The organism is Cryobacterium breve (assembly GCF_027594785.1).
In the GTDB taxonomy this organism is placed as follows: domain Bacteria; phylum Actinomycetota; class Actinomycetes; order Actinomycetales; family Microbacteriaceae; genus Cryobacterium; species Cryobacterium breve_A.
The window spans coordinates 3,884,350-3,908,149 of sequence record NZ_CP075584.1; the positions used below are offsets into that span (position 1 = coordinate 3,884,350).

A 23,800-nucleotide genomic window follows, 5' to 3' on the forward strand; every position below is an offset into this window, starting at 1 on the left:
CCTGATCGCAGGGTGTACCGATCTCGGGGCTGGACAAACATTAGAGTAAAGACTCAAATTGGGGTATGACCCCCGACAGGACTCCCACGAAGAGCCGGCATGACCAGAAGGAACAGGACGACCAGAAGGGACGGACGTCGACCCGGCGTTCGTTCCTCAAGGTCGCCGGCATCAGTGTGGGCACCCTGGCGATCGCAGGCGCCGCCGGACTGACCTGGCGCGCGGTCGACGGCGGCGTGTTCGCGAGCGGGACCGGCGAAGCCTTCGCCGCGTGGGCAGAGGCCGGTCCCGACGCGCACGACGCCCTCGGGCTTGTGCGGGCGGCCGTGCTCGCCGCGAACGCGCACAACGCCCAACCCTGGCAGTTCCGGGTGGCCGACAACCGGATCGACGTCTTCGCCGACACGACCAGGAACCTCGGGACGATGGACCCGCTGCTCCGCGAGATGGACGTCTCCCTCGGGTGCGCGATCGAGAACATCGTCGTCGCGGCGCCCGTGAACGGGAAGACGGCCACCGTCACCCTGCTGCCGGACCCCGCCGACCCCACGCACGTCGCACGGATCGACCTTCAGGCGGCGGAGGCATCCGTCTCACCGCTGTTCACCGCGATCACGGGCAGACACACCGACCGCAACGGTTACGACTTGACGCGGCCCGTGGGCGCCGCTGAACTGGCCCTGCTCAGCGCGGCCGTGGATGCGCCGGAGACCGAACTCGTGTGGTTCACGACCCCGGCCGAGAAGGATGCCTTCGGCGCCCTGACCGTCCGCGCGACCGAGGCGATCATCGCCGACCCGCAGCAGGTGGCCGACGACGCCGCCTGGTATCGCACAGACTGGCACGAGGTCCAGTCGAAGAAGGACGGCATCACGATCGACCCGTCCGGTCAGTCGGAATTCATCAGGGCCGTTTCGAAGGTCATTCCCGTTTCGACGGCGCAGAACAATGCGGGCTGGCTCGCGGGTACCAGGGACAGCCAGATCCCGACGGCCGCGGCCTTCGGGGCGCTCCTCGTGCGTGACCCGCTCGACACCGGCCAGCGCCTCTCCGTCGGCCGCGCCTGGCAGCGCCTGCACCTGAGCATGACGGTCGACGGGCTCCGTGCCCAGCCGCTCTGCCAGATTCCGGAGCGGATCGACAGGGAACGCTCGACCGGCCTCAACCCGGACTTCAGCGACGCGCTCGCCGCACTCCTGCCCGCCGGCCGGCACGCGATCATGACCTTCCGGATCGGGTACCCGACCGGGGAAGCGCTGCCGAGCCCACGACGGCCCGCGCGGGAGGTCGTGCTTTCGTGAGCCGGGTTCCGACCACGACGACGGCGAGGGAGACCAGGGCCGGGATCCTCGCCGCGGCCCTCGGGCTCTTCAACGAACGCGGCACCGCCGTGGTGACCACCAACGCGATCGCGGCGGCCGCGGGCATCAGTCCGGGCAACCTGTACTACTGGTTCGGCGGCAAGGACGAGATCGTGCGCGAGTTGCACGCCGAGCGCGTGGCGGCGTACGAATCGCTCTGGGAAACGTCGGTCGCCGGCGCGTCGGCCGCCGGGGGGGGGGCGGGCCCGAACGTCTGGACCCCGAGCAGGTGCTCGACCGTCTCGGTGCCGGTGCCGCGCTGACGCGGCAGTACGCGTTCCTCGCCCGCGACCTCTTCGGCCTGCTGCACGCGGACCCGGTACTCGCCGAAACCTACCGGCTCGTGCGCTCCCGGCGCCTCGTCAGGTTCGGCGAGATCGCGCGCGGCTGGCGTGACCACGGCGAGATCCGCCCGCTCGGCGATCCCGAGCTCGACGACCTTGTCCGCGCGCTCTGGATCCTGGCCGAATCCTGGTTCGCCTTCGACGAACTCGACAGCGCGGACTCCGGGGCGCCCGCGGATTCCGCGGGCGGGACGCGCTACCTGCGCGCGGTGCTCCTGCCCTACCTCAGCGCTCCGCTCCGCGGGCAGGGCTAGACGCGGCGGATGCCCCAGGTCACGACGACGAGGGACGCGGCGCAGACGACGGCAAGGAGCGACATCAGCAGGGTGTAGCTCGCGACGGAGTTGAGAGCCGCGAAGAGGACCGGCAGCAGGAAGCCCAGGTAGGTGAGGCTGTAATACACGCCGGTGATGCCGGCGAGGTCGGCCGGGGTCGAGATGCGCTGGACCTCGACGAGGCCGGCGACGACGCACACTCCGTACGCGGCACCGAGAACGATCGCCGTGACGAGAGCGACCACCGGGGACAGCGTCGCCGCTGCACAGATGGAGAGCAGGATGCCGACGAGCATCATGCCCATGCCGACGACGAGTGCTCGCCCATTGGTGCGCGCGTTGATCCGGGCGACCTGCGGCTGGACCAGGGCCCCTGTGCCGAGGGTGACGACCGTGAGCAGGGTCGCGTACGCGAGGTTGAACTCGCCGAGCTGGGTGTCGACGAGCTTCGGCATGATCGCGTACGCGATCCCTGCGGCGCCGAAGACCCACGGTGCTGAGGGCGCGATGACCTTCAGGAAACGGCGATGCCCCGCGAGCGGAACCGCAAGGTCACGCCAGAACGGGCGATGTGCGCGGTACCGCGGCACGGTCTCCGGTGTGGTGACCAGGAGCGGCAGCACAGCGACGCTCAGCACGATGTGGACGAGGTAGGGGGCCAGCGTCGGTATCGGGCCCCACTGGGCGAGTGCGCCGGCGACCCCGGCGCCGAGCCCGAAGCCGATGGTGAGGGTCAGCGCCGGGCGCCGGGCGCCCGCGACCGAGTCGGCCTGCCTGTCGAACGGCGGCGCGGAGAGTTCCTTCAGCCACGCGGTTCCGACCGACATCGCAACGCCGACGCTCAGCCCGGCCAGGAAGCGCCCGACACAGAGCATGACCGTGCTCGAGAAGCCGAAACCGAGAAGGATGCTGGCCACGAGTCCCGTGATCACACCGGCGATCACGAGCGGCTTGCGTCCATACCGGTCAGAGAGCGCCCCGGCGATGAGGAGCCCGGGGATCAGGCCGACGACGTACGCCCCGAGGAAGACGTCCGCCATCACCGTCGTGTAGTGGCCGAGTGCCTCGTACATGTGCAGCAGCGGGGTGAAATGGTTGCCGCCCCAGGCCATGACGAAGATGGCGGGTGCTGCGCGGAGCCAGGCGGGAATGGTGCGGGGAATCATCGGACTTTCGGAACGCGATCGGGGGTGGACAGTCGGTGGTGGTCAGGCGACCTTCGTGGTCAGGTGATCCTGGTGGAGATATGGCCGGCCTCGACGTGCTCGCGGAGTGCGCGGTCGTAGGCTGCGGTGTCTCCGCTGGACACGTGGCCGGCCAGGAGGCGGTGCTCGGCGAGGAGGCGCTCGAGGTTGCGGGGATCCCGGGAGGCGACGCGGTGGGTGAGGCGCTCGAGCCTCGGGCCGAGCTGGGCGTAGAAGCCGTCGATCACCCCGTTGCGGTTCTCGTCCACGATCCGGGAATGGAACCGGTGGTCCGCCCTGGCGAAGGTGAGAAGGTCGCCGCTCGCCGCGGCATCCGCCTGGATCCCGATCAGGCCGGCGAGGTCGGCGTCGACCGCGCCGGTGTCGCCCTCGCGTTCGCTCAACAGCCGCACCGCGGTCGTCTCGAGCATGATGCGCACCTGGAGCAGTTCGGCGGTCTCCGCGTCGTCGAGCGCGGTGACGACGGCGCCCTTCTTCGGGAAGAGCCGGATCAGTCCCCGGGCCTCGAGCGCGAGGAAGGCTTCGCGCACCGGGGTGCGGCTGAGCGAGAGGGCCCCGGCGATGTCGCCTTCGGTCAGGAAGGAGCTCGCGGGGAGGGACCCCGAGATGATCAGGTCTGCGACGTGGGTATACGCACGTTCGACGGCGGACGCCCCGACCGGCGGGAGGGAGGCGGATTCGGTCGACATACCCCCAGCCTAGTCATAGATACATCAATAACTACAAGTGGGTCGCGGAATATGCCGCCTCATATACTGGGCAAACGCCCCGATTGAGGCACACCCACCGTCGGGCCGCTGGCCTTTGCCCGGTGCCGGCCCGTCAACTCTGACCCAGAGGCCCCCGTGACTGAAACGTTTTCCCCCAGACGATCCTCGATGCCCTCGCCGGGATACTGCCGTCGGCGCAGCTCGTGACCGGCCAGGCGACCGATGCCTATCTCACGGACCAGTCGGACGGCACCGTTGCGGGGGAGCCCCTCGCCGTTGTGTTCCCCAAGAGCACCGCCGAGGTAGCTGCCATCGTCACGCTCGCAGCGGCGAACGGCATTCCGCTCGTACCCCAGGGCGCCCGCACCGGCCTCGCCGGCGGCGCGAACGCGATCACCGGGGCCATCGTCGTGAACCTCACCCGGATGAACCGGATCGTCTCTGTCGACAAGGCCGACCAGACCGCGACGGTCGAGGCCGGAGTGCGTACATACGCCCTGGCCAGGGCCGCCGCGGCCGCCGGCCTGTTCTACCCGCCGGACCCCGGCTCGTGGAAAGGCTCGACGATCGGCGGCAACGTGGCCACCAACGCCGGCGGGATGCTGTGCGTCAAGTACGGCGTGACCGGTAACTTCGTGCGGCGTCTCACGGTCGTCCTCGCCGACGGCTCCATCGTGCACACGGGGCAGCGCACCATCAAGGGCGTCGCCGGCTACAACCTGACGGCCCTCCTCGTCGGGTCGGAGGGGACCCTCGGCATCATCACCGAGATCACGGTCGGGCTGCTGCCCGCCCCCGCCCCCGCCTCCGGCGTCTCCGCTACGTTCTCGACCACCGCGGAGGCCCTCGCCGCCGCCGCGCTGATCGTCACGAACAACCGACGTCCCAGCGTGCTCGAATTCCTCGACGGATCCTGCATCACCGCGATCAACGCCTTCGACCCCGCGTCGACCCTCCCCGGGGGTGCGGCAGGCTCTTCTCCTCGTGCAGTCGGATGCTGCCGGGCAGGCCGACGACGACGTCGCCGAATACGCGCGCATCCTCGAGGCCGGGGGAGCCGGCGAGATCGTCATCGCCAGCGACCCTGCGCACCTCGACCAGCTGATGAGTGCGCGACGCCTCCTCCAGCCGGCACTGCAGGCCGCGCGCGGCGCGAGCCTCAACGAGGACGTGACCGTTCCGCGGTCCCAGCTGCAGGCGCTCCTCACCGGTCTTCAGGAGATCTCCAGCGAACTCTTGATTCCGATCAGCACCGGCGGGCACCTCGGCGACGGAAACCTGCACCCCGTGATCGGGTTCAATCCCGACCTGCCCGCAGAGGTCGATGCCGCCCACCGCGCATTCAAACGGGTGATCCAGCTCGCGGTCACGCTCGGCGGCTCCGCGTCGGGGGAGCACGGGATCGGCCTGCTCAAGCAGGCCCACCTAGACGACGAACTCGGCCTCGCCGTGCGCGAGCCTGCAGCGCCGCGTCAAGCTCGCGTTCGACCCCGCCAGCCTGCTGAACCCGGGAAAAAAGCTCTAGCCGCCAGGTTCGAGAATTCTCAGGATCGTCACTTCCAGCAGTGGATTAGCGGGGTTTGGCTGTGCTAAGCGAGTCCTTTTAAACGCGCGGGCGAGAGACGCGGCGGAAGAACCCCCCGACCGGGCGTTGCCGGGGAGTAGTGTTGGAAAAAGAGAGCGGACCACGGTGCATCGGTGCACGTCTGGCGCCTCGTGTCCCCCCGCTCACTACCCCGAGCGCGGGATCTTCCGCGGCGGGAACGCTCAATCCCACGAGGAGAGTAGTCCACATGACAATTACAGAGGGCGTCCTCAGCGGCGACACTTCGATGCAGCACGGCAAGGCGGAATTCGTTTCCGGGCCGTGGCAGGATTCGATTAACCTTCGCGATTTCATTCAGCGCAACTACACGCCGTACATCGGCGATGCGTCCTTCCTGGCCGGGCCGACCGCCCGCACCACGGGAGTCTGGGCCAAGTTGTCCGCGATGTTCCCCGAGGAACGTCGTAAGGGCGTCTACGACATCGACGCCTTCACGCCGTCCTCCATTACGGCCCACAAGCCGGGTTACATCGACAAGGACAATGAAGTCATTGTCGGCCTCCAGACGGATGCTCCGCTCAAGCGCGCGATCATGCCGTTCGGTGGATGGCGCATGGTCGTCAACTCCCTCGAGACCTACGGCTACCCCGTCTCTCCCGAGCTCGAGAAGATCTTCACCGACTACCGCAAGACCCACAACACCGCCGTGTTCGACGTCTACCCTCCCGGTGTGCGTCGCGCCCGCAACAGCCACCTGATCACCGGTCTTCCGGATGCCTACGGCCGTGGCCGTATCATCGGCGACTACCGTCGTGTCGCCCTCTACGGCGTCGACGCACTCATCGCCGGCAAGAAGAACGACCGCGCCGAGCTCGACATGGAGCCCTCGACCGAGGACATCATCCGCGCCCGCGAGGAAAACTCGGAGCAGATCCGGGCCCTCAAGGAACTCGTCCAGATGGCCGCGTCCTACGGCTCCGACATCTCCAAGCCGGCCCAGACCGCCCAGGAAGCCGTCCAGTGGCTGTACTTCGCCTACCTCGGCGCCGTCAAGGAACAGAACGGCGCAGCAATGTCGTTCGGCCGTAACTCGGCCTTCCTCGACGCATACATCGAGCGCGACCTCGCCGACGGCACCATCACCGAAGAGGCCGCACAGGAGCTCATCGATGACCTCGTCATCAAGCTCCGCATCGTGCGCTTCCTGCGTACCCCCGAATACGACGAGATCTTCGCCGGCGACCCGACCTGGGTCACCGAGTCCCTCGGCGGCATCGGTGAAGACGGACGCCCGCTCGTCACCAAGACGGCGTTCCGTTTCCTGCAGACGTTGTACAACATCGGCGCAGCACCCGAGCCGAACCTCACCGTCCTCTGGAACGACGGCCTTCCCGATGGCTTCAAGCGCTTCTGCGCCCAGGTCTCCATCGACACGTCGGCGATCCAGTACGAGTCCGACGACCTCATCCGCGCCGAGCTCGGTGACGACGCTGCGATCGCCTGCTGCGTCTCCCCGATGCGCGTCGGCAAGCAGATGCAGTTCTTCGGTGCCCGGGTCAACGCCGTCAAGGCGCTGCTCTACTCGATCAACGGCGGCAAGGACGAGGTTTCCGGCAAGCAGGTCGCCCCGGCGACCGCGCCGAACCTCGACACGATCCTCGACTACGACACCGTCTTCGCGAACTACCTCGTCACTCTCGAGTGGCTCGCCGAGACCTACGTCACCGCGTTGAACTGCATCCACTACATGCACGACAAGTACGCGTACGAGCGTCTCGAAATGGCACTGCACGACAAGGAAATCGTTCGCACGATGGCTTGTGGCATCGCCGGCCTGAGCGTTGTCGCCGACTCCCTGTCCGCGATCAAGTACGCCAAGGTGCGTCCGGTCCGCGACGACAACGGACTCGTCATCGACTACACGGTCGAGGGCGAATTCCCGAAGTTCGGTAACGACGACGACAAGGTCGACTCCATCGCGATCGATGTCATGGAACGCTTCATGAACATGATCCGCAAGCACCCGACCTACCGCAACGCCATCCACACCCAGTCGATCCTGACGATCACGTCCAACGTGGTCTACGGCAAGGCCACCGGCAACACGCCCGATGGCCGTCGCAAGGGTGAGCCGTTCGCTCCGGGTGCAAACCCGATGAACGGCCGCGACACGCACGGCATGCTCGCGTCGGCGCTCAGCGTCGCCAAGCTGCCGTTCAGCCAGGCGCAGGACGGCATCTCGCTCACGAACACGGTCGTCCCCAGTGGCCTCGGTCACACCAAGGACGAGCAGATCACGAGCCTCGTCGGACTCATTGACGCGTACACGGAAGCCACCGGCTACCACATCAACGTCAACGTGCTCAACAAGGAAACCCTTGAAGACGCCATGCTGCACCCGGAGAACTACCCGCAGCTGACGATTCGCGTCTCCGGCTACGCGGTCAACTTCGTGCGCCTCACGCGCGAACAGCAGATGGACGTCATCAGCCGTACGTTCCACCAGCACTGATCCCGATCAGTACTGATCACCACCAGCACCACGCTTCACCAGCACTGAATATCCACCGATAACAAATGGCGGCGACGCTGAGTAGGACGAGAATATGCCCGCAGTAAACCTCGGCCTACCCAGCGTCGGCCCCGCCGTCGCCCTGGTCGCCCTGGAGATCGGCAAGACCCCCAGCACCGAACAGGCTGAACTTGCCGAACTCCATCACCTCGAGATGGAAGCGATTCACAACGGTTCCGTTGCGAGCGTCCATTCCTGGGAGCTCGTCACGGCCGTAGACGGCCCCGGAACCCGGATGACGCTGTTCCTGTCCGGGTGCCTGTTGCGCTGCCAGTATTGCCACAACCCGGACACCTGGAAGATGCGCGACGGGTTGATCACCACCCTCGACGACCTGGTCACGCGCCTCAAGCGCTACAAGGGCGTCTTCGACGCCACCGGGGGAGGACTCACGATCTCCGGCGGAGAGCCGCTCATGCAGCCGGCCTTCGTGGAACGCATCTTCGAGGAATGCCACAAACTCGGCATCCACACCACCCTCGACACCTCGGGTTTCCTCGGGAAGAGCGCCTCTGAGACGCTGCTCGACAACCTCGACCTCGTGCTCCTGGACGTCAAGTCCGGGCTTCACGAGACCTACAAAGAGGTCACCGGGCGTGAGCCTCCAGCCGACCCTCGATTTCGGCGATCGCCTCGCAGAAAAGGGGATCCCCGTCTGGGCCCGCTTCGTGTTGGTCCCCGGACTGACCGATGCCGTGGACAACGTCGACGCCGTTGCGGAGATCGTGTCCCGCTGGCCGAATGTCGAGCGCGTCGAAGTGCTCCCGTTCCACCAGATGGGCGAGGACAAATGGGATCGGCTCGAGATCCCGTACCCGCTGCACGGAGCGACGCCCCCCGACAAGGAGTTGCTGGAGCGCGTGCGAGAGCAATTCCGTGCACGAGGCCTGACCGTTTTCTAGGCGAAAACGGTACTGAAACCGGCACCCAGACACTCAGACAGGCGCGGCATCCCACGGATGCCGCGCCTTTCGTCCGCCACGATGAAAACGTTTCCAACCAATGTTGCAATCAGCCGAGAAAATGTGATGAATGCGCTTTCAATGCTGGCAGACTGGTAGGTACACGAGTGTCACGATAGGCGCGACACCAGGAAAGGTATCTCATGACAACCGCTACGACAACGGCTGCCCAGCCCCTGATCGCCGGTTCCGGCCAGGCGCGTATTCTTCGGATTATCGGCCTCCTCGGCATTGTCGGCGGCCTCGTTATGCTCCTCGTCGGCGGCGTCGTCTGGGGCACCGTCAGCAGCCAGCTGGCCGGCGAGAAGATTACGGTCGCGGCCGACGCATCGTTCCTCGCCGGATCGACCGTCGACAACCCCCTCTCCGCCCTCGCGCAGGCGAACATCATTAACCACCACGCCATGGAAGCCTCAGGCGGCAAGACGTACGCCGAGCTCGCCCAGGACGACAAGGTCCGCCCGACGGTCATGACCGCGTCGCTGCTTCGCGCCTCGCTCTTCACCTCGATCGTCGCTTTCGGCGTCTCGTTCTTCGCCATGGGCCTCGGCATCCTCATCGGACTGTTCGGCTGGGCGATCTTCGTCCTCACGCCGCACGCTTCGAAGAAGACCGCGGTTCCCGCAGTCGCCTGATCGATTCGGCAGTATCGAACGGGCCTCGCGGCAGTCGCGGGGCCCGTTTTCCGTGCCCGGCGCGTCCAGCGGCCCGGCCGGTATGCAGCGTTCACCTCCGCGGGCACCGTCGTTACGCAGCCGAAACACGGTTACCCCTACTATGGGGCTAACGGACGATCTTGCCGCCCCGAGGGGCGGCCATCGGGAACCACGTCCGCGGAATACTGGGGGGACCAGCATGAGAGCTCGCGACAGCTATGCCACGAGGCGGATTTCCCCAACGACGCCGGTACGACCGCGGCGCCGAGGCGCAACGGGACGCCTGATCGCGTTCGTCGCCGCCGCCCTGCTTGTGACGGGCGGCCTCGTTACGGCCACTCCGCAGCCGGCGGCATTTGCGGCATCCCCCGTCAGCGCTCCGTCCGGCTGGCTGCACACCGCAGGCGGCTCGATCCAGAACTCCGCAAACCAGACCTATGTCGTCAAGGCCATCTCCTGGTTCGGAATGGAGACGAGCAATTGCGCTCCGCACGGACTCTGGACGATCGGCCTCGACGCCGGCCTCGCGCAGATCAAGTCGCTCGGATTCAACACCCTGCGGCTGCCGTTCTCGAACGAGTGCCTCGGCGGGGCCCCGAGCAATTCGATCAACTATGCGGTGAACCCCACCCTCGCCGGGCTGACCCCGCAGCAGCTGATGGACACGGTCGTAGCCCGGGCGAAGGTCGTCGGACTCAATGTCATCCTCGACCGGCACCGCCCGGATTCCGGAGGTCAATCGGAACTCTGGTACACAGCGCAATACAGTGAGGCCACGTGGATCAGCGACTGGCAGGCACTCGCCGCCCGGTACAAGAACGATCCGACCGTGATCGGCTTCGACCTGCACAACGAACCGCACGGACAGGCATGCTGGGGCTGCGGAAACCCCGCGATCGACTGGCAGGCCGCCGCGACCCGCGCTGGCAACGCCGTGCTCGCTGTGAACCCCAGGCTGCTGATCCTCGTCGAAGGCATCGAGAACCAGGCCAGCGGCGAATCCACCTGGTGGGGCGGCGGCCTGAGTGGCGTCAAGGCCAAGCCTGTCGTGCTCTCCGTGGCGAACCGGGTGGTGTACTCGCCCCACGACTACCCGGCGACGGTCTACGCGCAGAAGTGGTTCACCGCGGCCAACTACCCCGACAACCTGGCCGCGGTCTGGGACCAGAACTGGGGCTACATCAGCAAGACCGGGATCGCACCGGTACTGCTCGGCGAGTTCGGCACCAAGCTCGTGACCGACTCCGACCAGAAGTGGCTTGCCAAGCTCGTGCCCTACCTCGCGAGCACCGGCATGAGCTTCGCGTACTGGTCGTTCAACCCGAACAGCGGAGACACCGGCGGCATCGTGAAGGACGACTGGGTAACCCCCGAGGCCGCCAAGCTCACGGCCCTCGCCCCGCTGCTCGGCGCAGGGACTCCGATCGTCATTCCGCCGACGCCGACTGCTACACCGACACCGACACCGACACCGACACCGACACCGAAGCCGACTGCTACGCCGACGCCGACGCCGACGGCGACGCCCGTCCCCGGCTCTGCCTCGATCACCACGACGTGGAACCTGCAGAGCGCCTGGGGCACCGGCTACGTCGCCGACTTCCAGGTGAAGAGTGCGACCGGTGCCAAGGCCTGGAGTGTCACCTGGTCCGATCCGACCGTGACCGCGGTGACCAACGCGTGGGGCATGACGTGCACCGTCAAGGTCAGGACCTCTGTCACGTGCACCGGAGCGGGATGGGCGAGCACGATTTCCCCGGGGCAGAGCGTCTGGGTGGGCCTTCAGGTCGAAGCGACCAGGGCCCCGGCTGCACCGACATTGACCCTCACCGCCAGGTAGGCCTCGAGCTGCCAGACTCCGTGCACCGGACCGGGACCGCGGCGATCCGCGACAACGCGGCATCCGTCGCCCTGACCTGATCGCTCAGATAACGATCGTGAGACGCCCCTAGCAATTCTGACGACCCCGGAGTTCCATGAACCCAGATGGGGGGTTCAGATGCGGACGACGGAATTCCAGGAGCGGCGCACGCCCGGCGGCGTCATGGGCGGGCTGGTCGGACTCGTGGCCATGAGCGCGGTCGCGGGACTTCTGGTCGCCGCGTCGGTGACGCCTGTCGTCGCGCTGTCGGGACTCGCCGTCACGGACACGATCAACACCTTCGAAAGCCTTCCGGAATACCTCTCGATCGACCGTCTCTCCCAGAAGAGCAATATCTACGCGATGCAGGGCGACGGCTCTCCCCGCCTGCTCGCCTCCTTCTACGACCAGAACCGGATCGAGGTCGGCTCGGACGCGATCAGTCCCTTCGTGACAGACGCCGCGATCTCGAGTGAGGACCCGCGTTTCTATGCACACGGCGGGATCGACTTGCAGGGCACGATCCGTGCAGGGCTCAGTGTGAGCCTTGGCGGGGCAACCCAGGGCGGGTCGTCCATCACCCAGCAATATGTCAAGAACGTGCTCGTTCAGAAGTGCGAGGTGCTCCCTGATCCCGCGGGGCGTGACTCCTGCTACGCAGCGGCCACCCGCACGAGCGCCGAGCGCAAGGTCAAGGAGATGCGGCTCGCGATCGGCGTCGAAAAGAAGTATTCCAAAAAGGACATCCTTCGCCAGTACCTCAATATCACCGGTTTCGGAGGAACGGTCTACGGAATCGAGGCGGCCGCCGAATATTACTTCAACACGACGGCTGCGGCCGTGAGCCTGCCACAGGCCGCGAGCCTCGTCGCCATCATCAACAACCCGGTCAAGTTCCAGCTCGACGACCCGAACAGCGCCACCAACGGTGCGGCGAACGGCTACGCGGCGAACCGGGAACGCCGGGACTATATCCTCGGGACGATGCTGAAGTACGGCACGATCGGTCCGGCCGATTACGCGGCGGCGGTTGCGGCACCGGTCGAACCCAGCATCCAGGAACCCAGTACCGGCTGCCAGACCGCGGGCGGCAGTGCCTATTTCTGCGACTACGTGACGCACGTGCTTCGGAATGACCCAGCGTTCGGGGCGGATGCCGACACCCGGCTACTCAACTTCCGGCGGGGCGGCTACAACGTCTACACGACCATCGACCTGGACCTCCAGATCGCCGCGGAGACCACGATGAAGCAGAATGTGCCGATGACCTTCCCCGGCTGGGATGTCGGCGCCGTCATCTCCAGCGTGCAGGTCGGCACCGGTCGGGTGCTCGCGATGGTGCAGAACAAGGACTACAGCCAGGATCCCGTCGTTGAAGCCACCGGCGCGAACTACACGAGCATCAACTTCAACACCGACTATGCCGACGGCGGTTCGAGCGGCTTCCAGCCCGGATCCGGGTACAAGGTGTTCACCCTCGCCGAATGGCTCAAGGAAGGCCACGCCCTCTATGAACGTGTGGACTCCCGCCGCAAGGCCAATTGGGGGACCTTTCAGGACAGCTGCCTCGGCCCCCAGAACTACGACAAAGAGAAGTGGAACCCGAAGAACGACGCGAACGAGAGCGGTGCCCACTACAGCGCCCTCGAGGCGACCGTGGGCTCGATCAACACGGGGTACATCGGGATGGCCAAGAAGCTGGACCTGTGCGGAATCCGCAAGACCGCGGAGGCGTTCCGGATGCACCGTGCCGATGAGACTCCACTCCTGGAGAGCGCATCCTCGGTGATCGGCACGAACGAGATCGCGCCGTTGAGCATGGCCGTCGCATTCGCGGGAATCGCGAACAAGGGAGTGACCTGCAGCCCCATCGTGATCGACCGGATCGTCGGCCCGACCGGTCAGGACGTTCCCGTCCCGAGCAGCGAGTGCGCCGCCTCCGTCGACCCCACGGTCGCTGCGGGCATGGCCTATGCCATGCGCAAAGTGATGACGAACGGGACCGGGCAGCAGTCGAACCGGGGCATGGTGCCGCAGGTACCCGTGATCGGCAAGACCGGCACGACGGATGGCAACAAGGACACCTGGATGACCGGAGCGAGCACGAAGGTCGCAACGGTCGTCGCGGTAGTCAGCCTCACGGGTGACGCGAACCAACGGACGACCTACTTCGACAGCGGCCAGGCCGCGACCGCCCGGCACCGGATGTGGCCTGCGGTGATGTCGGTGGCGAATGCGAAGTACGGTGGGGACGCCTTCATCGAGGCCAATCCGTCACCGACGCCGACGCCGAAACCGGCGGCACCACGCACGGCACCGACGCCGACGCCCTCGTCAACGCCGCGCTGACCGTTTTTCTTCCTGAGAGTTCCTGAGAGATTCTCACCTCGGAATTTGTTCTGAATTCCCCGTAATCACGGCGTTCTCTCAGTATTTTAATTTGTCAAGCCCCTAGCGCAGCTTTGAAACTGGGGGTACTTTCCCGAGTCCTGTACCCCGAATGGGTTACAGTCAACCCATCGAAAATGCGTGTCGTAGGTTCTGTGGATGGATTTGTGATCGGCGCGTTCCGGTCATCTGAAAGGCAAAAAACTCCATGCAACAGCTCTTTCGTCGCGCCGAGAAGTTCTCGCCGCGTAGCACAACCGCGCGTCGCAAACTCGCAGGCGGCGTCGTCGCCGCAACGGCGGCCCCGTGCATCGTCGTCGGCACAACAGCCTCGTGCGCGTTCGCGTCCGGGGACCATTCGCCGGCATCCTCCGGTTCGTCGTCCGTAAGCGCACAGTCAGGCTGGCTCGCCGTCACCGGGGTCTGGTCGCACCGCAAGAACCACCACCAGCCTACGCCGACACCTACGCCGACACCTACGCCGACACCTACGCCGACACCTACGCCGACGCCTACGCCTACGCCGACGCCGACTCCTACGCCGACGCCGACTCCGACTCCGACGCCTACGCCTACGCCGACGCCTACGCCGACGCCTACTCCGACGCCTACGCCGAAGCCCACGCCTACGCCTACGCCGACGCCGACGCCGACGCCGAAGCCCACGCCTACGCCTACGCCTACGCCTACTCCGACTCCGACTCCGACTCCGACTCCGACGCCTACCCCGACGCCGACGCCGACGCCTACCCCGACGCCGACACCAACCCCGACGCCTACTCCGACGCCGCCGCCCGTCGCCATCGGAACGTCCCCGCTGCACACCAACATCGTGTCGACGACCTTCTGGGTCGGCGAGATCTTCAACGCGAACCTCAGCGACGGCAGCCAGGTCTGCAGCACCTATGACAGCAAATGGGCGCTTCACCACACCGGCGTTCAGCTCGGGTCCTCCACGGACACGGGCTGCGGCGGCTCACCCGTCGGAGGATGCGATGGCCCGTCCAGCGGCGCGACCGCTGCGACCTTCACCTGCACGACAGAGAAGCGCACCGCTGCCAACGGCTACTTCCCGACCAGCCAGCCCAAGCCGCTCGAGAACCCGTTCCTATCTGGATCTTCCTTACGACGACATCAACGACGCGTCGGCGTTCGCTAACCGTGACACCGTCGTACCGTGGGCGAACGTGGCCCCGTACAGCGCTCACCACGGTGACTCGAACTACTCGTACATGAAGAACCACTGGGTCCAGCTCACCGGCCCGAACGGCCAGACGTGCTACGGCCAGGTTGAGGACGCGGGCCCCTCGAGTGGTTCGCTGTACCACGACGCGGCCTACGTGTTCGGAAGTAACAACGCCCGTCCGGTGAACAAGCAGTTCAGCGGCGACCCGAGCCAGGGTGCAGGCACCGACGTGTCACCGGCACTCAACGGATGCCTCGGCTTCTCGGACCTCGATGGTGACAACGACCACGTCAGCTGGCGTTTCGTGGACCGGTCGGCAGTTCCGGCCGGCCCATGGCTGACCGTCGAGACGACCAGCCAGGTGAACCAGTAGTCGCCGCATAGTCGGGAGGCCGTCCGGATCTACCGCCGGACGGCCCATATAAGGATCCACCGGATGCCCGGTGCCGCGTCTGCGGCACCGGGCATCCGCCTGTCCGGGCGAGGATTGGCCCTGCACCGGCTCGGGTCCACCCGTCGGATCAGGCAGGTCACGCGGAGCGAGCTGACCAGAGGTGGCGCACGTTGGCGGGCGAGACCGCGGCGAGTTCGGCCGCCAGAGCCTCAGCCCGTGCTTCGTCGCCCGCAGCGTTCTCGGCCGCGCGCTCGGCGCTGTGCCGCTGTTTGACCAGTCGGGCGGCATCGGCGAGGTCCCAGAGCATCTCTCCCGTCACGGATACCCCCTTCGCACCCGAGCGCCGGGTGCGGCCGCGGACGAGCAGGTGCCGGGTCTGGAAGACCGGGCCGCCGATGCGTTCCTGGGCGTCGTGGAAGAACACGACGTTCGCGACCGGCCCGGTGCCGTCATCGAGGCTGACGAACACGACCCGGCGCCCGCCGCGCATCGGCGGGGTGTTCGTCGCCCGACGCACCCCAGCGAGGAGCACCTCGGTCCCGCCGGGCAGGTCGCCGAGGGCCGAAGCCGGGGTGACGCCGAGCTCGGCGAAGAGCGGATAGAAGCGGGCGAGCTGATGCCCGGACACGGCGAGGCTCAGGTCGCGCAGGCTCGAGTTCGGTCTGGGTGCGACCGCGCAGTTCGAGGGAGGTGACCGCGGTGAACCGGTCGCCGGAGTATCGAGGGACCGGCAGGTCGACCTCGAAGGCGAGCTGGTCGTCGTGCACGGCAAGGGCCGTGCCGCGGAGCGACTGGATGTGCGCGAGCAACTCGTGCCGTCGCTCACGGTCGTAGCCGATGAAGCTGTCGAGGGCACCGACCCGCGCGAGCGCCTCGAAGCTCGACCGGCGCGGCCGCACCCGGTCCCGGAAATCCTGCAGCGATGAGAACGGTTGGTGCCGCACGATCCGGGCCCGCTCTGCGACGGTGCTGCCCGAGAGCTCCGGCAGCGCCAGGCGGATGCCGCGGCGCGGCGCGGCCGGCCCGGCCGGTTCCGGTTCGGTCGGCTCCGGTTCGGTCGGCTCCGGTACTGCACGGCCAGGCGCGGCGTAGCCAGGAGGAAGGTCCTCGACCCGGTAGTCGAGCACGCTGTGCTGCACGTCGAGCGGCAGCACGGGAACCCCGAGCACCCTGGCCTCCGCCACGAGCAGGTCCTTCGGCCACATTCCCGGGTCGTGGGTGAGGAGGCCGGCAAGGAACACCGCAGGGTGATGGGTCTTCAGCCACGCCGACTGGTAGGTGGGCAGGGCGAACGCGGCGCCGTGGGCCTTGGCGAAGCCGAAGCTGCCGAAGCCGGCGAGCACGGTCCAGATCCGGTCGATCACAGCGGGAGGGAACCCGCGCGTCAGAGCCTGTTCACGGACGTACGCCTCGATGAGGGGCAGCTGCTCGGGTTTCCCCAGGTGCCTGCGGAAGACATCCGCCTTGCCCAGGCCGCAGCCGGTCAGTTCGTCGAAGAGGCGCATCACCTGCTCGTGGAAGATGACGACACCGCGGGTCTCCCGCAGGATCGGCTCGAATCGCGGATGGATGTAGTCGGGCATGACCTCGCCGTGCCTGGCCTGCAAGTAGAGCAGGGGCATGTTGTTCTTCATCGGGCCAGGGCGGAACAGGGAGATCTCCACGGTGAGGTCATTGAAGACCTCGGGCTGCAACTTGCCGACGAGTTCCATCTGGCCGGGAGACTCGAGCTGGAAGATGCCGAGGGTGCGCGTCGAGCGGATGAGTTCGTAGGTCGGCTCGTCGTCGAGGGGGATCCGGTCGAGGTCGATGCTCTCTCCGGTCAGGCGTCGGTGCTCCTCGACGGCATGTGCCATCGCTGACTGCATCCGCACGCCGAGGATGTCGAGCTTGATCAGGCCCATCGGGTCCATGTCGTGCTTGTCGAACTGGGACATCGGCAGGCCCATACCCGAGGCCTGCACCGGCGTGCGGTCGAGCAGGCTCGCGTCCGAGAGGATCACGCCGCACGGGTGCACCGAGATGTGCCGCGGAAGCCGATCGAGCCGCGCCGTGAGGTCGACGAGCTGGTCGAGCTGTTGTGACGCGCGGACTTCAGCGGCGAGCGGTTCGAGCTCGGGTTTCTCCTCGAGGGCGCGGCGGAAGTCGCGGGCATTGAATCGCCACATCTGCTTCGCGATTGCCGACACCTGCCCGGCGTCCATGCCGAGTGCGAGCCCCGCGTCCCGGACGGCGCCGCGACCACGGTAGGCGTTGGTCATCGACATCAGTGAGACCCGGTCGCTGCCGAAGGTCTGGAAGAGGGTGCGGTAGATATCGTGGCGGCGGGCCGACTCCACGTCGAGGTCGATGTCGGGCAGGGTCTGGCGTTCGGGGGAGAGGAACCTCTCCCAGAGCAGGCCGTTCGAGATCGGCTCGACCGAGGAGGTGTGCAGGGCATAGTTGAGCACAGAGCCGACGCCCGAGCCACGGGCCTGGATGCGCACGCCCATGCCCCTGACGATGTCGGCGACCCGGGCGACCGTGAGGAAATAGCTCGCGAAGCCGAGGTGCTCGACCGTGGCCATCTCGTACTCGAGGCGGGCGTGCGCTGTCTCGACGGCCGGCCGACCGGATGCCGCGTAGCGGTCCTCGACGCCGGATCGTCCGCGCTTCCAGAGTTCGGCGAGCGGGTCGCCGGTGACCCCGATCACGCGCGCCTCCGGCATTCGCGGGGTGCCGAGGCCGATGTCGGACTGCGGATCGAGGGTGCAGCGGTCGGCGAGCAGCTCGGTGTCGCGCAGCAGGCGCGCGAGCGCGCCGGCGTCGTGCAGGCCGGCGTCGACGACCATTCGGGCCACCTGCCGCATCGCCCCGGCCGGTTTGAGCCAGGCTTGTCCGTTCGTCTGGAGCTGCTCGAGCCTCGGCGAGCGGGGTCAGGGTGCGGGCGGCGTCGGCAAGGTCTGCGGTGACCGCCTCCTCGGGCTCGCCGTAGCGCACCGCATTCGTGAGAACGGCGGGCAGGCCGCTCTGTTCGGCGAGGGCGAGCATGCGGGTCGCCGGAGTGACACTGCCCCGGCTGCCGGGCTCGGCGAGGTGGCAGACGATTTCCAGGCATACCGACTCGGCAGGCATCGACCGCTGCCAGGCGGTCAATCGGGCGCCGGCCTCCTTCGTTGCGCGGCGGCCGATCGCCTCACCGACGTCGGAGGCCGGGCCGAGCAGCACGGTCAATGCCCGGAGCCCGGCCAGTTCGGCGAGCTCTGTCCGGCCGATGCTCGGCTCGGGCCCTGCTCCGGTCGACACGGTCTCGTGGGCCGCGGACACGGCGCGGCACAGGGCCGCATACCCGCGGCCGCTGGTGCCGCCGTGCGCGAGCACGACGACGCGGCCGATCGGCACGCGGTCATCGTCGTGCACCGCGAGGTCGGCCCCGAGGCCCGCGCGGATGTCCTCCGCCACACACGCCCGGAGGTGCTTGACGGCCCCATAGAGTCCGTCGCGGTCGGTGAGGGCGAGAAAGGAGGCCCCCTGGGCGTTCGCCTGGCCGGCAAGCGCCTCGGGGAGCGTCACCCCGAAGTGGGTCGAGTATGCGCTCGCGACGTGCAGGTGCGGGAAACCGCCCCCCGCCCCGCACCTGCCCGGCCCGTTCATCCCCAGTCGAGGGCGAGCACCCACGACCCGTCGACATCGCGTCGCAGGTCGTACCGGTGTTGCTCCTCGCCCCCGCGGGCCGCGTCGACCCGCCACAGCTCGGTGTCGATCCGGGTGGGTACCCCGTCGTCCTCCCACCAGCGGGTGCGGGTGAACACCGCCTGCGGCTGCCCGATGATGGTGTGTTCGAAGCGGTCCCAGGTGAATGCCCGGGGGTCGCCATCGGCCGATAGCTCGACGTCGACGCGGGTGTCGATGATCTGGGGCATTCGGTGGCTCCTCGCTCATGATCGAACAAATGTTCGATATTGGGAGTGTACGTCACCCCGCCGACACTGGCCAGCGTCGACCGTCGTCGGCCAGGCTCGTCACGAGCCGGGACAGCAGCGAGTCGCCGGAGCGGGAATTCGCCATGGGCCCCAATATGATCCCTGCCGGTCCGCGGGCGAGTAGCGTGGTGCTGATGTCAGGGAAGCCCGCACAGTCGAGGGGAACCGAGGACGCTGCGGCGTTCCCGGTCGATGACCGCGGCGTTGCCGCGCGGCTCTTCGCGATCCTCGACGCGTTCACCGCGCCGCCGGCGAGTTCGCTCACCCTCACCGCGATCTCGCAGCGCACCGGGATTCCGCTGACGACGGTGCACCGTCTCGTCGGCGAGTGGACGAGCTGGGGAGGCCTCGCCCGACAGGAGGACGGCCGCTATGCGCTGGGGATGCGACTCTGGGAGGTCGGCGTGCAGACGCCCACGGCGCGGAACCTCCGTACGATCGCCCTGCCGTACCTGGAAGACCTGTACGAGTCGACCCATGAGCACGTGCACCTCGCGATTCTCGACGGAAACGACGCCCTCTACCTCGAGAAGCTGTCCGGGCACCAGGCCGTACGGGTGATTTCGCGCGTGGGGGGCCGACTGCCGCTGCACGCCACCGGCGTCGGGCTCGTCCTGCTGGCGTTCGCGCCGAACGAGGTGATCCAGGAGTACCTGGCCGGGCCGTTGCCGCGGTTCCTGCCGCAGACAGTGACCGACCCTGAGGAATTGCGGCGGCGCCTGGCCGGCATCCGCAGCCAGGGCATCGCCCGCATGTCTGAGGAGATGACGGCCGGGTCGAGTTCGATCGCGGCGCCGATCAGGGACCGCACGGGCCAGGTGGTTGCGGCCGTGTCGATCGTCACCCGCACCACACCGCGGCCGAGCCCGGAGCAGGAACAGGCCGTGCGGGTCGCGGCCCACGGGGTGGGCAGGGCGCTCGGGTACCGCCGCGCCACGGGCTGAACGCGGATCGGCCACGGACTGATCGCTACTGGCTGATTGCGGCCTCATCGCGGACCGATCGGACGGGGATCCTCACTCGATGGTCGCAGCAGTCGATAATGGGGGAATGCCCGTTGAGGAGGTCGTTCCCCGTGGTCGCCGGCGACCCCTGCTGTCGGTTCGGGTGCGCATCCTGGCCGCCATCCTTTCCGTTGCAGCGATCGGCATGGTCACGGCAGGTACGACCGCGTATCTGGTGCAGCGCGAACGCACCCTGGATGCTCTCGACGCCTCGCTGAACGTGACGGTCGAGGACGCCCGCTTCATCGCAGGCGACTCCGGGCAGACCACACTGGCCGGCGTGCTCGGCGCCGTCGTGCAGCGGGTGCGGCCGGGAACGAATGAGTCGACTCTCGCCGTCATCAACGGTGCCGCCGCCTTCGCCCCCGCCGGGGACGTCGCCTTCCGCCTCGAAGACGATGCCGGGTTCGTCACGCGGATCACGGCCGAGACGTCACACGGAGCCGTCGTGCTCGGCACCGCCGTCGGGAACGGACGGGCCCTGAGATATGTCGCGACACCGGTCACCGTCGGCACAGAGTCCGCCGTCGGGGTGTTCAGCGCTGCCTTCGATCTCGACGCCGAGCCTGCGTCCCGTCACGGATGCCTTCCGCACCTATCTGGGAGTGGCAGCGCTGACCCTGGTCCTGCTCGGCCTCGTCGGCTGGCTGGTCTCCGGACGCCTGCTGCGTCCCATCCGCGCCCTCCGTGAGGCGGCAGCGCGGATCACCGCCTCCGACATGAGCGAGCGCATCCCGGCCTATGGCCGGGACGACGTCTCCCTCCTGACCGAAACCGTCAACGACATGCTCGACAGGCTCGACCACTCGATCTCCAGCCAGCGTCGCCTGCTCGACGACATCGGCCACGAGCTCAAGACGCCGATCACGATCGTGCGCGGACACCTGGAGCTCATGGACGAATCCGACCCGGCCGACGTCGCGGCGACGAGGGCGCTCGCGATCGACGAACTCGACCGGATGAACGGCCTGGTCAGGGACATCTCCGCACTCGCAGAGGTGAACCGGCCGGTGAGCCTGAACCGGGCGCCTGCCGATATCGCGGCTCTCACCGAACTCGTACGCGCCAAGGCGGCCGCGCTCTCCGACCACCACTGGGTGTCGAGCCGGAGCGCCTCCGTCACGGCCGACGTCGACGCCGAAAAACTCACCCAGGCCCTGCTCCAGCTCGCCGCGAACGCCGTCAGCCACGGTTCGCCACGAGGCACGGTCGACATCGGCAGCGCCATCGACCGTGCGGCAGACGGCTCATCCCGGCTGCGGCTCTGGGTCAGGGACGACGGGCCGGGCATCAGTACCGAGGCGCAGGAGCATATCTTCGAACGCTTCACGCGGGGGGCGGTCGGACGAGGCGAGACTGGTTCCGGACTCGGCCTCGCGATCGTCGCGGCCATCGCCGATGCCCACGGCGGTTCGGTCCTCGTGACCTCGCAGCCGGGCCAGGGCGCCACGTTCACCCTCGACATCCCGATCCCACCCCGAAGCGTCGAAGCGCGCGAGACCACGGAGGTCACCCCATGAGCCGCATCCTGATTGCAGAGGACGAAGCGCGGATCGCGACATTCGTCGACAAGGGGCTGTCGGCGGCCGGGTATGCGACAACGGTCGTGCGCACCGGACCTGACGCACTCGACTTCGCCCTCACGGGCGGATTCGACCTGATGGTGCTCGACATCGGCCTGCCGGGAATCGACGGCTACGAGGTGCTCCGCAGACTGCGCGCGGAGGATTCTGCCCTCCCGGTGATCGTCCTCACGGCGCGGGACTCCGCCGAGGACACGCTGGCGAGCCTTCAGGGCGGTGCCAACGACTACATGGCCAAGCCGTTCCGGTTCGACGAGCTGCTCGCCCGCGTGCGCCTGCGTCTGGCGGACGCGTCCCGCGTCCTCGAACCCGTCCTGGGCGTTCCCGGGCTGCAGCTCGACCTGCGCAGCCGCCGGGCGATCGTCGGTGATCGCCAGGTCGACCTGTCGGCCAGGGAATTCGCTCTCGCCGAAGAATTCCTGCGCAACCCCGACCAGGTGCTCAGCCGGGAACAGCTGCTCAGCCGGGTGTGGGGCTACGACTTCGATCCCGGTTCGAACGTGGTCGACGTCTACGTCGGTTATCTCCGGGCCAAGTTCGGAGCCCTGCGCATCGAGACGGTCAGGGGAATGGGCTACCGGCTGCGCTGATCGCGTCGGGCCGGCAGCCCATCGGTCCCATCCCGGTGACGGGTCCGGGCGGATGTCGGTGTCTGTCGAGCTCTAGCCGTTGTTGCCGTGCTCGGTGCTGTCGTGTCCGGAGTTGCCGTGCCCGGAGTTATCCGAGCCGGAGTTGCCTGAGCCGGACGTGACCGTTCCGTGGTCGTCCGTGCCGTGGTCGTCGCCGACGTCGTGGGTGGCCGGGTTGTCGATGCCGTGGTCGTCGCCGACCTCGTGGGCGGGTGTTGCCGGCGTGGCGGGCACCGCCGGGGCGGCGGCGTGGTCGTCACCGACGTCGTGGGTGGCCGGGTCGTCGACTCCGTTGTCGTCGGCGAGGGAATCTGCATCGTGGTCGTCGGTCGTTTCGGCGGGAGCAGTCGGCGTTGGCGTGGCGGGGTCGGTCGCGTGATCGTCGCCGAGTTCGTGGGTGGCCGGGTCGTCTGTGCCGACGACGGTTCCTGGTGAGGTCGTGCTGGAACTGCTGACCGGCGCCGGGATGTCGTCGCCGTGCCTGCCCGTGTCTGCCTGTGCGGTGGCGATACCCGCAGACAGAAGCCCGGCGAGGCCGATGGTGGCGAAAACGAGGGAACTCTTCTTTGTCAGGTGGGCCATGAGGTGTCCTTTCGAAGGCGCCGGGACCGGCGCTACAGCGGATGTCACTGTGTGGTCCCACTCTGCGGTGTTGTTCTAAGCCCGGAAGGAGAGGTCAGTGAGAGCCCTCTTAGTGTTCAAGCGGTTCAGTCCTTGCCGCTGCCACCGCTGCTGCCGCTTCCTCCCGATCGGTTGCCGCCGTGGTCATCCACGACCACGGGGGTCGGGGCCGGCACCAGCTCGGGTGCGGGCGCGGTGGTCGATGGGGTGGTCCCCGGGGTGGCCGGTGTCGTGGACGGCACCGTGCCGACGGACGGCGCTCCAGTGGGGTCCGCGTTCGGCACTGCGACCGGAGAGTCGTTCAGGGCGGGTGAGGGGGTTGCGACGGTGACCCCGGGGACGGTGAGGGGCGTCCCTGGCTGGTCCGCGAGCGCGAGCGAGCTCATCATGGCTGCGACAAGGCCGGCCGTGGCGACGACGGCGATCGCGGCCCCGGCGAAGACGGCACGGGTCCGCGGTCGCCGGCTGTCGGGTGCTGGAATGGGCTCATGCATTGGTCTGCTCCTGTTCAGCCGGGGAGGCTCCACAGCCAGTGTGCCGT

General features: G+C 67.6%; 21 protein-coding genes and 4 pseudogenes. 17 read left to right on the forward strand and 8 right to left on the reverse strand.

Features of this window, described 5'->3' with window-relative positions; genetic code table 11:
- The first annotated feature begins 65 nt into the window (after positions 1-65).
- Genes KIV56_RS18955 through KIV56_RS18965 form a run of 3 tightly spaced genes read left to right on the forward strand, consistent with a single transcriptional unit; the run spans position 66 to position 1,959 of the window.
- Positions 66-1,301 carry an Acg family FMN-binding oxidoreductase gene (locus KIV56_RS18955; protein ID WP_281534640.1) on the forward strand — a complete coding sequence of 412 codons (1,236 nt, stop codon included), beginning with the start codon at positions 66-68 and terminating at the stop codon, positions 1,299-1,301.
- Positions 1,298-1,624: a TetR/AcrR family transcriptional regulator gene (locus KIV56_RS18960; protein ID WP_281534641.1), complete on the forward strand. Its 327-nt coding sequence runs from the start codon at positions 1,298-1,300 to the stop codon at positions 1,622-1,624. Before KIV56_RS18955 ends, KIV56_RS18960 begins: the two co-directional genes overlap by 4 nt.
- Positions 1,591-1,959 carry a TetR/AcrR family transcriptional regulator gene (locus KIV56_RS18965; protein WP_281534642.1) on the forward strand — a complete coding sequence of 123 codons (369 nt, stop codon included), beginning with the start codon at positions 1,591-1,593 and terminating at the stop codon, positions 1,957-1,959. Before KIV56_RS18960 ends, KIV56_RS18965 begins: the two co-directional genes overlap by 34 nt.
- On the opposite strand, the gene KIV56_RS18970 is transcribed toward KIV56_RS18965, so the two are convergent.
- Positions 1,956-3,146 carry an MFS transporter gene (locus tag KIV56_RS18970; RefSeq protein ID WP_281534643.1) on the reverse strand — a complete coding sequence of 397 codons (1,191 nt, stop codon included), beginning with the start codon at positions 3,144-3,146 and terminating at the stop codon, positions 1,956-1,958. The genes KIV56_RS18965 and KIV56_RS18970 overlap by 4 nt on opposite strands.
- Before the next feature lie 59 nt (positions 3,147-3,205).
- Positions 3,206-3,874: a GntR family transcriptional regulator gene (locus KIV56_RS18975; protein ID WP_281534644.1), complete on the reverse strand. Its 669-nt coding sequence runs from the start codon at positions 3,872-3,874 to the stop codon at positions 3,206-3,208.
- A 299-nt stretch (positions 3,875-4,173) separates the two neighbouring features.
- Here KIV56_RS18975 and KIV56_RS20710 point away from each other — a divergent pair.
- The 10 genes and pseudogenes from KIV56_RS20710 to KIV56_RS19015 all read left to right on the forward strand — a co-directional run.
- Positions 4,174-4,569: pseudogene (locus KIV56_RS20710) on the forward strand (FAD-binding oxidoreductase); the annotation flags it as partial.
- Positions 4,570-4,855: 286 nt separating this feature from the next.
- Positions 4,856-5,488, forward strand: a pseudogene (locus KIV56_RS18980) (FAD-binding oxidoreductase); the annotation flags it as partial.
- A 200-nt stretch (positions 5,489-5,688) separates the two neighbouring features.
- Positions 5,689-7,953 (forward strand): formate C-acetyltransferase, encoded by a 2,265-nt coding sequence (gene pflB / locus KIV56_RS18985; RefSeq protein ID WP_281534646.1) that lies wholly within the window; start codon positions 5,689-5,691, stop codon positions 7,951-7,953.
- Between the two features lie 295 nt (positions 7,954-8,248).
- Positions 8,249-8,569 (forward strand): annotated as a pseudogene (locus tag KIV56_RS20715) (radical SAM protein); the annotation flags it as partial.
- 40 nt (positions 8,570-8,609) lie between these two features.
- Entirely contained in the window at positions 8,610-8,915 is a 306-nt protein-coding gene (locus KIV56_RS20720) for a hypothetical protein (RefSeq protein ID WP_432432655.1), read from the forward strand.
- A gap of 203 nt (positions 8,916-9,118) precedes the next feature.
- A complete protein-coding gene (locus tag KIV56_RS18995) occupies positions 9,119-9,610 on the forward strand; it encodes an aromatic ring-opening dioxygenase LigA (RefSeq protein ID WP_281534647.1) in 492 nt (163 codons plus the stop codon).
- Between the two features lie 220 nt (positions 9,611-9,830).
- Positions 9,831-11,471 carry a cellulase family glycosylhydrolase gene (locus KIV56_RS19000; protein WP_281534648.1) on the forward strand — a complete coding sequence of 547 codons (1,641 nt, stop codon included), beginning with the start codon at positions 9,831-9,833 and terminating at the stop codon, positions 11,469-11,471.
- A gap of 159 nt (positions 11,472-11,630) precedes the next feature.
- On the forward strand, positions 11,631-13,841 hold the full coding sequence (locus tag KIV56_RS19005) for a transglycosylase domain-containing protein (protein ID WP_281534649.1): 2,211 nt from the start codon (positions 11,631-11,633) through the stop codon (positions 13,839-13,841).
- Positions 13,842-14,213: 372 nt separating this feature from the next.
- Positions 14,214-14,789 (forward strand): hypothetical protein, encoded by a 576-nt coding sequence (locus KIV56_RS19010; RefSeq protein ID WP_281534650.1) that lies wholly within the window; start codon positions 14,214-14,216, stop codon positions 14,787-14,789.
- 278 nt (positions 14,790-15,067) lie between these two features.
- Positions 15,068-15,439 (forward strand): hypothetical protein, encoded by a 372-nt coding sequence (locus KIV56_RS19015; protein WP_281534651.1) that lies wholly within the window; start codon positions 15,068-15,070, stop codon positions 15,437-15,439.
- Positions 15,440-15,596: 157 nt separating this feature from the next.
- On the opposite strand, the gene KIV56_RS19020 is transcribed toward KIV56_RS19015, so the two are convergent.
- The 4 genes and pseudogenes from KIV56_RS19020 to KIV56_RS19030 form a co-directional block, all read right to left on the reverse strand.
- Positions 15,597-15,950 carry a hypothetical protein gene (locus KIV56_RS19020; protein WP_281534652.1) on the reverse strand — a complete coding sequence of 118 codons (354 nt, stop codon included), beginning with the start codon at positions 15,948-15,950 and terminating at the stop codon, positions 15,597-15,599.
- The gene (locus tag KIV56_RS19025; protein ID WP_281536222.1) at positions 15,910-18,291 is read right to left on the reverse strand and encodes a hypothetical protein; all 2,382 of its coding nucleotides are present in this window, start codon (positions 18,289-18,291) and stop codon (positions 15,910-15,912) included. Before KIV56_RS19025 ends, KIV56_RS19020 begins: the two co-directional genes overlap by 41 nt.
- A gap of 313 nt (positions 18,292-18,604) precedes the next feature.
- Positions 18,605-19,093: pseudogene (locus KIV56_RS20725) on the reverse strand (PHP domain-containing protein); the annotation flags it as partial.
- Positions 19,090-19,362: a hypothetical protein gene (locus tag KIV56_RS19030; RefSeq protein ID WP_281534653.1), complete on the reverse strand. Its 273-nt coding sequence runs from the start codon at positions 19,360-19,362 to the stop codon at positions 19,090-19,092. The pseudogene KIV56_RS20725 and the gene KIV56_RS19030, both read right to left, overlap by 4 nt.
- Before the next feature lie 194 nt (positions 19,363-19,556).
- Between KIV56_RS19030 and KIV56_RS19035 the strand changes: the two genes are divergently transcribed.
- The 4 genes from KIV56_RS19035 to KIV56_RS19050 all read left to right on the forward strand — a co-directional run bounded on the left by KIV56_RS19035 (position 19,557) and on the right by KIV56_RS19050 (position 22,599).
- A complete protein-coding gene (locus KIV56_RS19035; RefSeq protein WP_281534654.1) occupies positions 19,557-20,366 on the forward strand; it encodes an IclR family transcriptional regulator in 810 nt (269 codons plus the stop codon).
- 106 nt (positions 20,367-20,472) lie between these two features.
- Positions 20,473-21,117, forward strand: coding sequence for a hypothetical protein (locus tag KIV56_RS19040; RefSeq protein ID WP_281534655.1), 645 nt, complete (start codon positions 20,473-20,475; stop codon positions 21,115-21,117).
- Positions 21,032-21,946 (forward strand): sensor histidine kinase, encoded by a 915-nt coding sequence (locus tag KIV56_RS19045; RefSeq protein ID WP_281534656.1) that lies wholly within the window; start codon positions 21,032-21,034, stop codon positions 21,944-21,946. The genes KIV56_RS19040 and KIV56_RS19045 overlap by 86 nt, the downstream gene beginning before the upstream one ends.
- Positions 21,943-22,599: a response regulator transcription factor gene (locus KIV56_RS19050; RefSeq protein WP_281534657.1), complete on the forward strand. Its 657-nt coding sequence runs from the start codon at positions 21,943-21,945 to the stop codon at positions 22,597-22,599. The genes KIV56_RS19045 and KIV56_RS19050 overlap by 4 nt, the downstream gene beginning before the upstream one ends.
- A 72-nt stretch (positions 22,600-22,671) precedes the next feature.
- Here the strand turns inward: KIV56_RS19050 and KIV56_RS19055 are convergent, their stop codons facing one another.
- Together KIV56_RS19055 and KIV56_RS19060 are read right to left on the reverse strand one after the other, a co-directional pair.
- The gene (locus tag KIV56_RS19055) at positions 22,672-23,220 is read right to left on the reverse strand and encodes a hypothetical protein (protein ID WP_281534658.1); all 549 of its coding nucleotides are present in this window, start codon (positions 23,218-23,220) and stop codon (positions 22,672-22,674) included.
- Positions 23,221-23,345: 125 nt separating this feature from the next.
- Positions 23,346-23,753: a hypothetical protein gene (locus KIV56_RS19060; RefSeq protein WP_281534659.1), complete on the reverse strand. Its 408-nt coding sequence runs from the start codon at positions 23,751-23,753 to the stop codon at positions 23,346-23,348.
- Positions 23,754-23,800: the final 47 nt, after the last annotated feature.

What these genes read in the sequence shown, in the direction of transcription:
- pflB (WP_281534646.1), top strand. Translation starts at nt 5,689, where the DNA reads ATGACAATTACAGAGGGCGTCCTCAGCGGCGACACTTCGATGCAGCAC.
- KIV56_RS18975 (WP_281534644.1), bottom strand. Translation starts at nt 3,874, where the DNA reads ATGTCGACCGAATCCGCCTCCCTCCCGCCGGTCGGGGCGTCCGCCGTC.
- KIV56_RS18970 (WP_281534643.1), bottom strand. Translation starts at nt 3,146, where the DNA reads ATGATTCCCCGCACCATTCCCGCCTGGCTCCGCGCAGCACCCGCCATC.
- KIV56_RS19005 (WP_281534649.1), top strand. Translation starts at nt 11,631, where the DNA reads ATGCGGACGACGGAATTCCAGGAGCGGCGCACGCCCGGCGGCGTCATG.
- KIV56_RS18955 (WP_281534640.1), top strand. Translation starts at nt 66, where the DNA reads ATGACCCCCGACAGGACTCCCACGAAGAGCCGGCATGACCAGAAGGAA.
- KIV56_RS19035 (WP_281534654.1), top strand. Translation starts at nt 19,557, where the DNA reads ATGTCAGGGAAGCCCGCACAGTCGAGGGGAACCGAGGACGCTGCGGCG.
- KIV56_RS18995 (WP_281534647.1), top strand. Translation starts at nt 9,119, where the DNA reads ATGACAACCGCTACGACAACGGCTGCCCAGCCCCTGATCGCCGGTTCC.
- KIV56_RS19055 (WP_281534658.1), bottom strand. Translation starts at nt 23,220, where the DNA reads ATGGCCCACCTGACAAAGAAGAGTTCCCTCGTTTTCGCCACCATCGGC.
- KIV56_RS19000 (WP_281534648.1), top strand. Translation starts at nt 9,831, where the DNA reads ATGAGAGCTCGCGACAGCTATGCCACGAGGCGGATTTCCCCAACGACG.
- KIV56_RS19050 (WP_281534657.1), top strand. Translation starts at nt 21,943, where the DNA reads ATGAGCCGCATCCTGATTGCAGAGGACGAAGCGCGGATCGCGACATTC.
- KIV56_RS19030 (WP_281534653.1), bottom strand. Translation starts at nt 19,362, where the DNA reads ATGCCCCAGATCATCGACACCCGCGTCGACGTCGAGCTATCGGCCGAT.
- KIV56_RS19020 (WP_281534652.1), bottom strand. Translation starts at nt 15,950, where the DNA reads ATGCGCGGCGGGCGCCGGGTCGTGTTCGTCAGCCTCGATGACGGCACC.
- KIV56_RS19060 (WP_281534659.1), bottom strand. Translation starts at nt 23,753, where the DNA reads ATGCATGAGCCCATTCCAGCACCCGACAGCCGGCGACCGCGGACCCGT.
- KIV56_RS19025 (WP_281536222.1), bottom strand. Translation starts at nt 18,291, where the DNA reads ATGGTCGTCGACGCCGGCCTGCACGACGCCGGCGCGCTCGCGCGCCTG.
- KIV56_RS19040 (WP_281534655.1), top strand. Translation starts at nt 20,473, where the DNA reads ATGCCCGTTGAGGAGGTCGTTCCCCGTGGTCGCCGGCGACCCCTGCTG.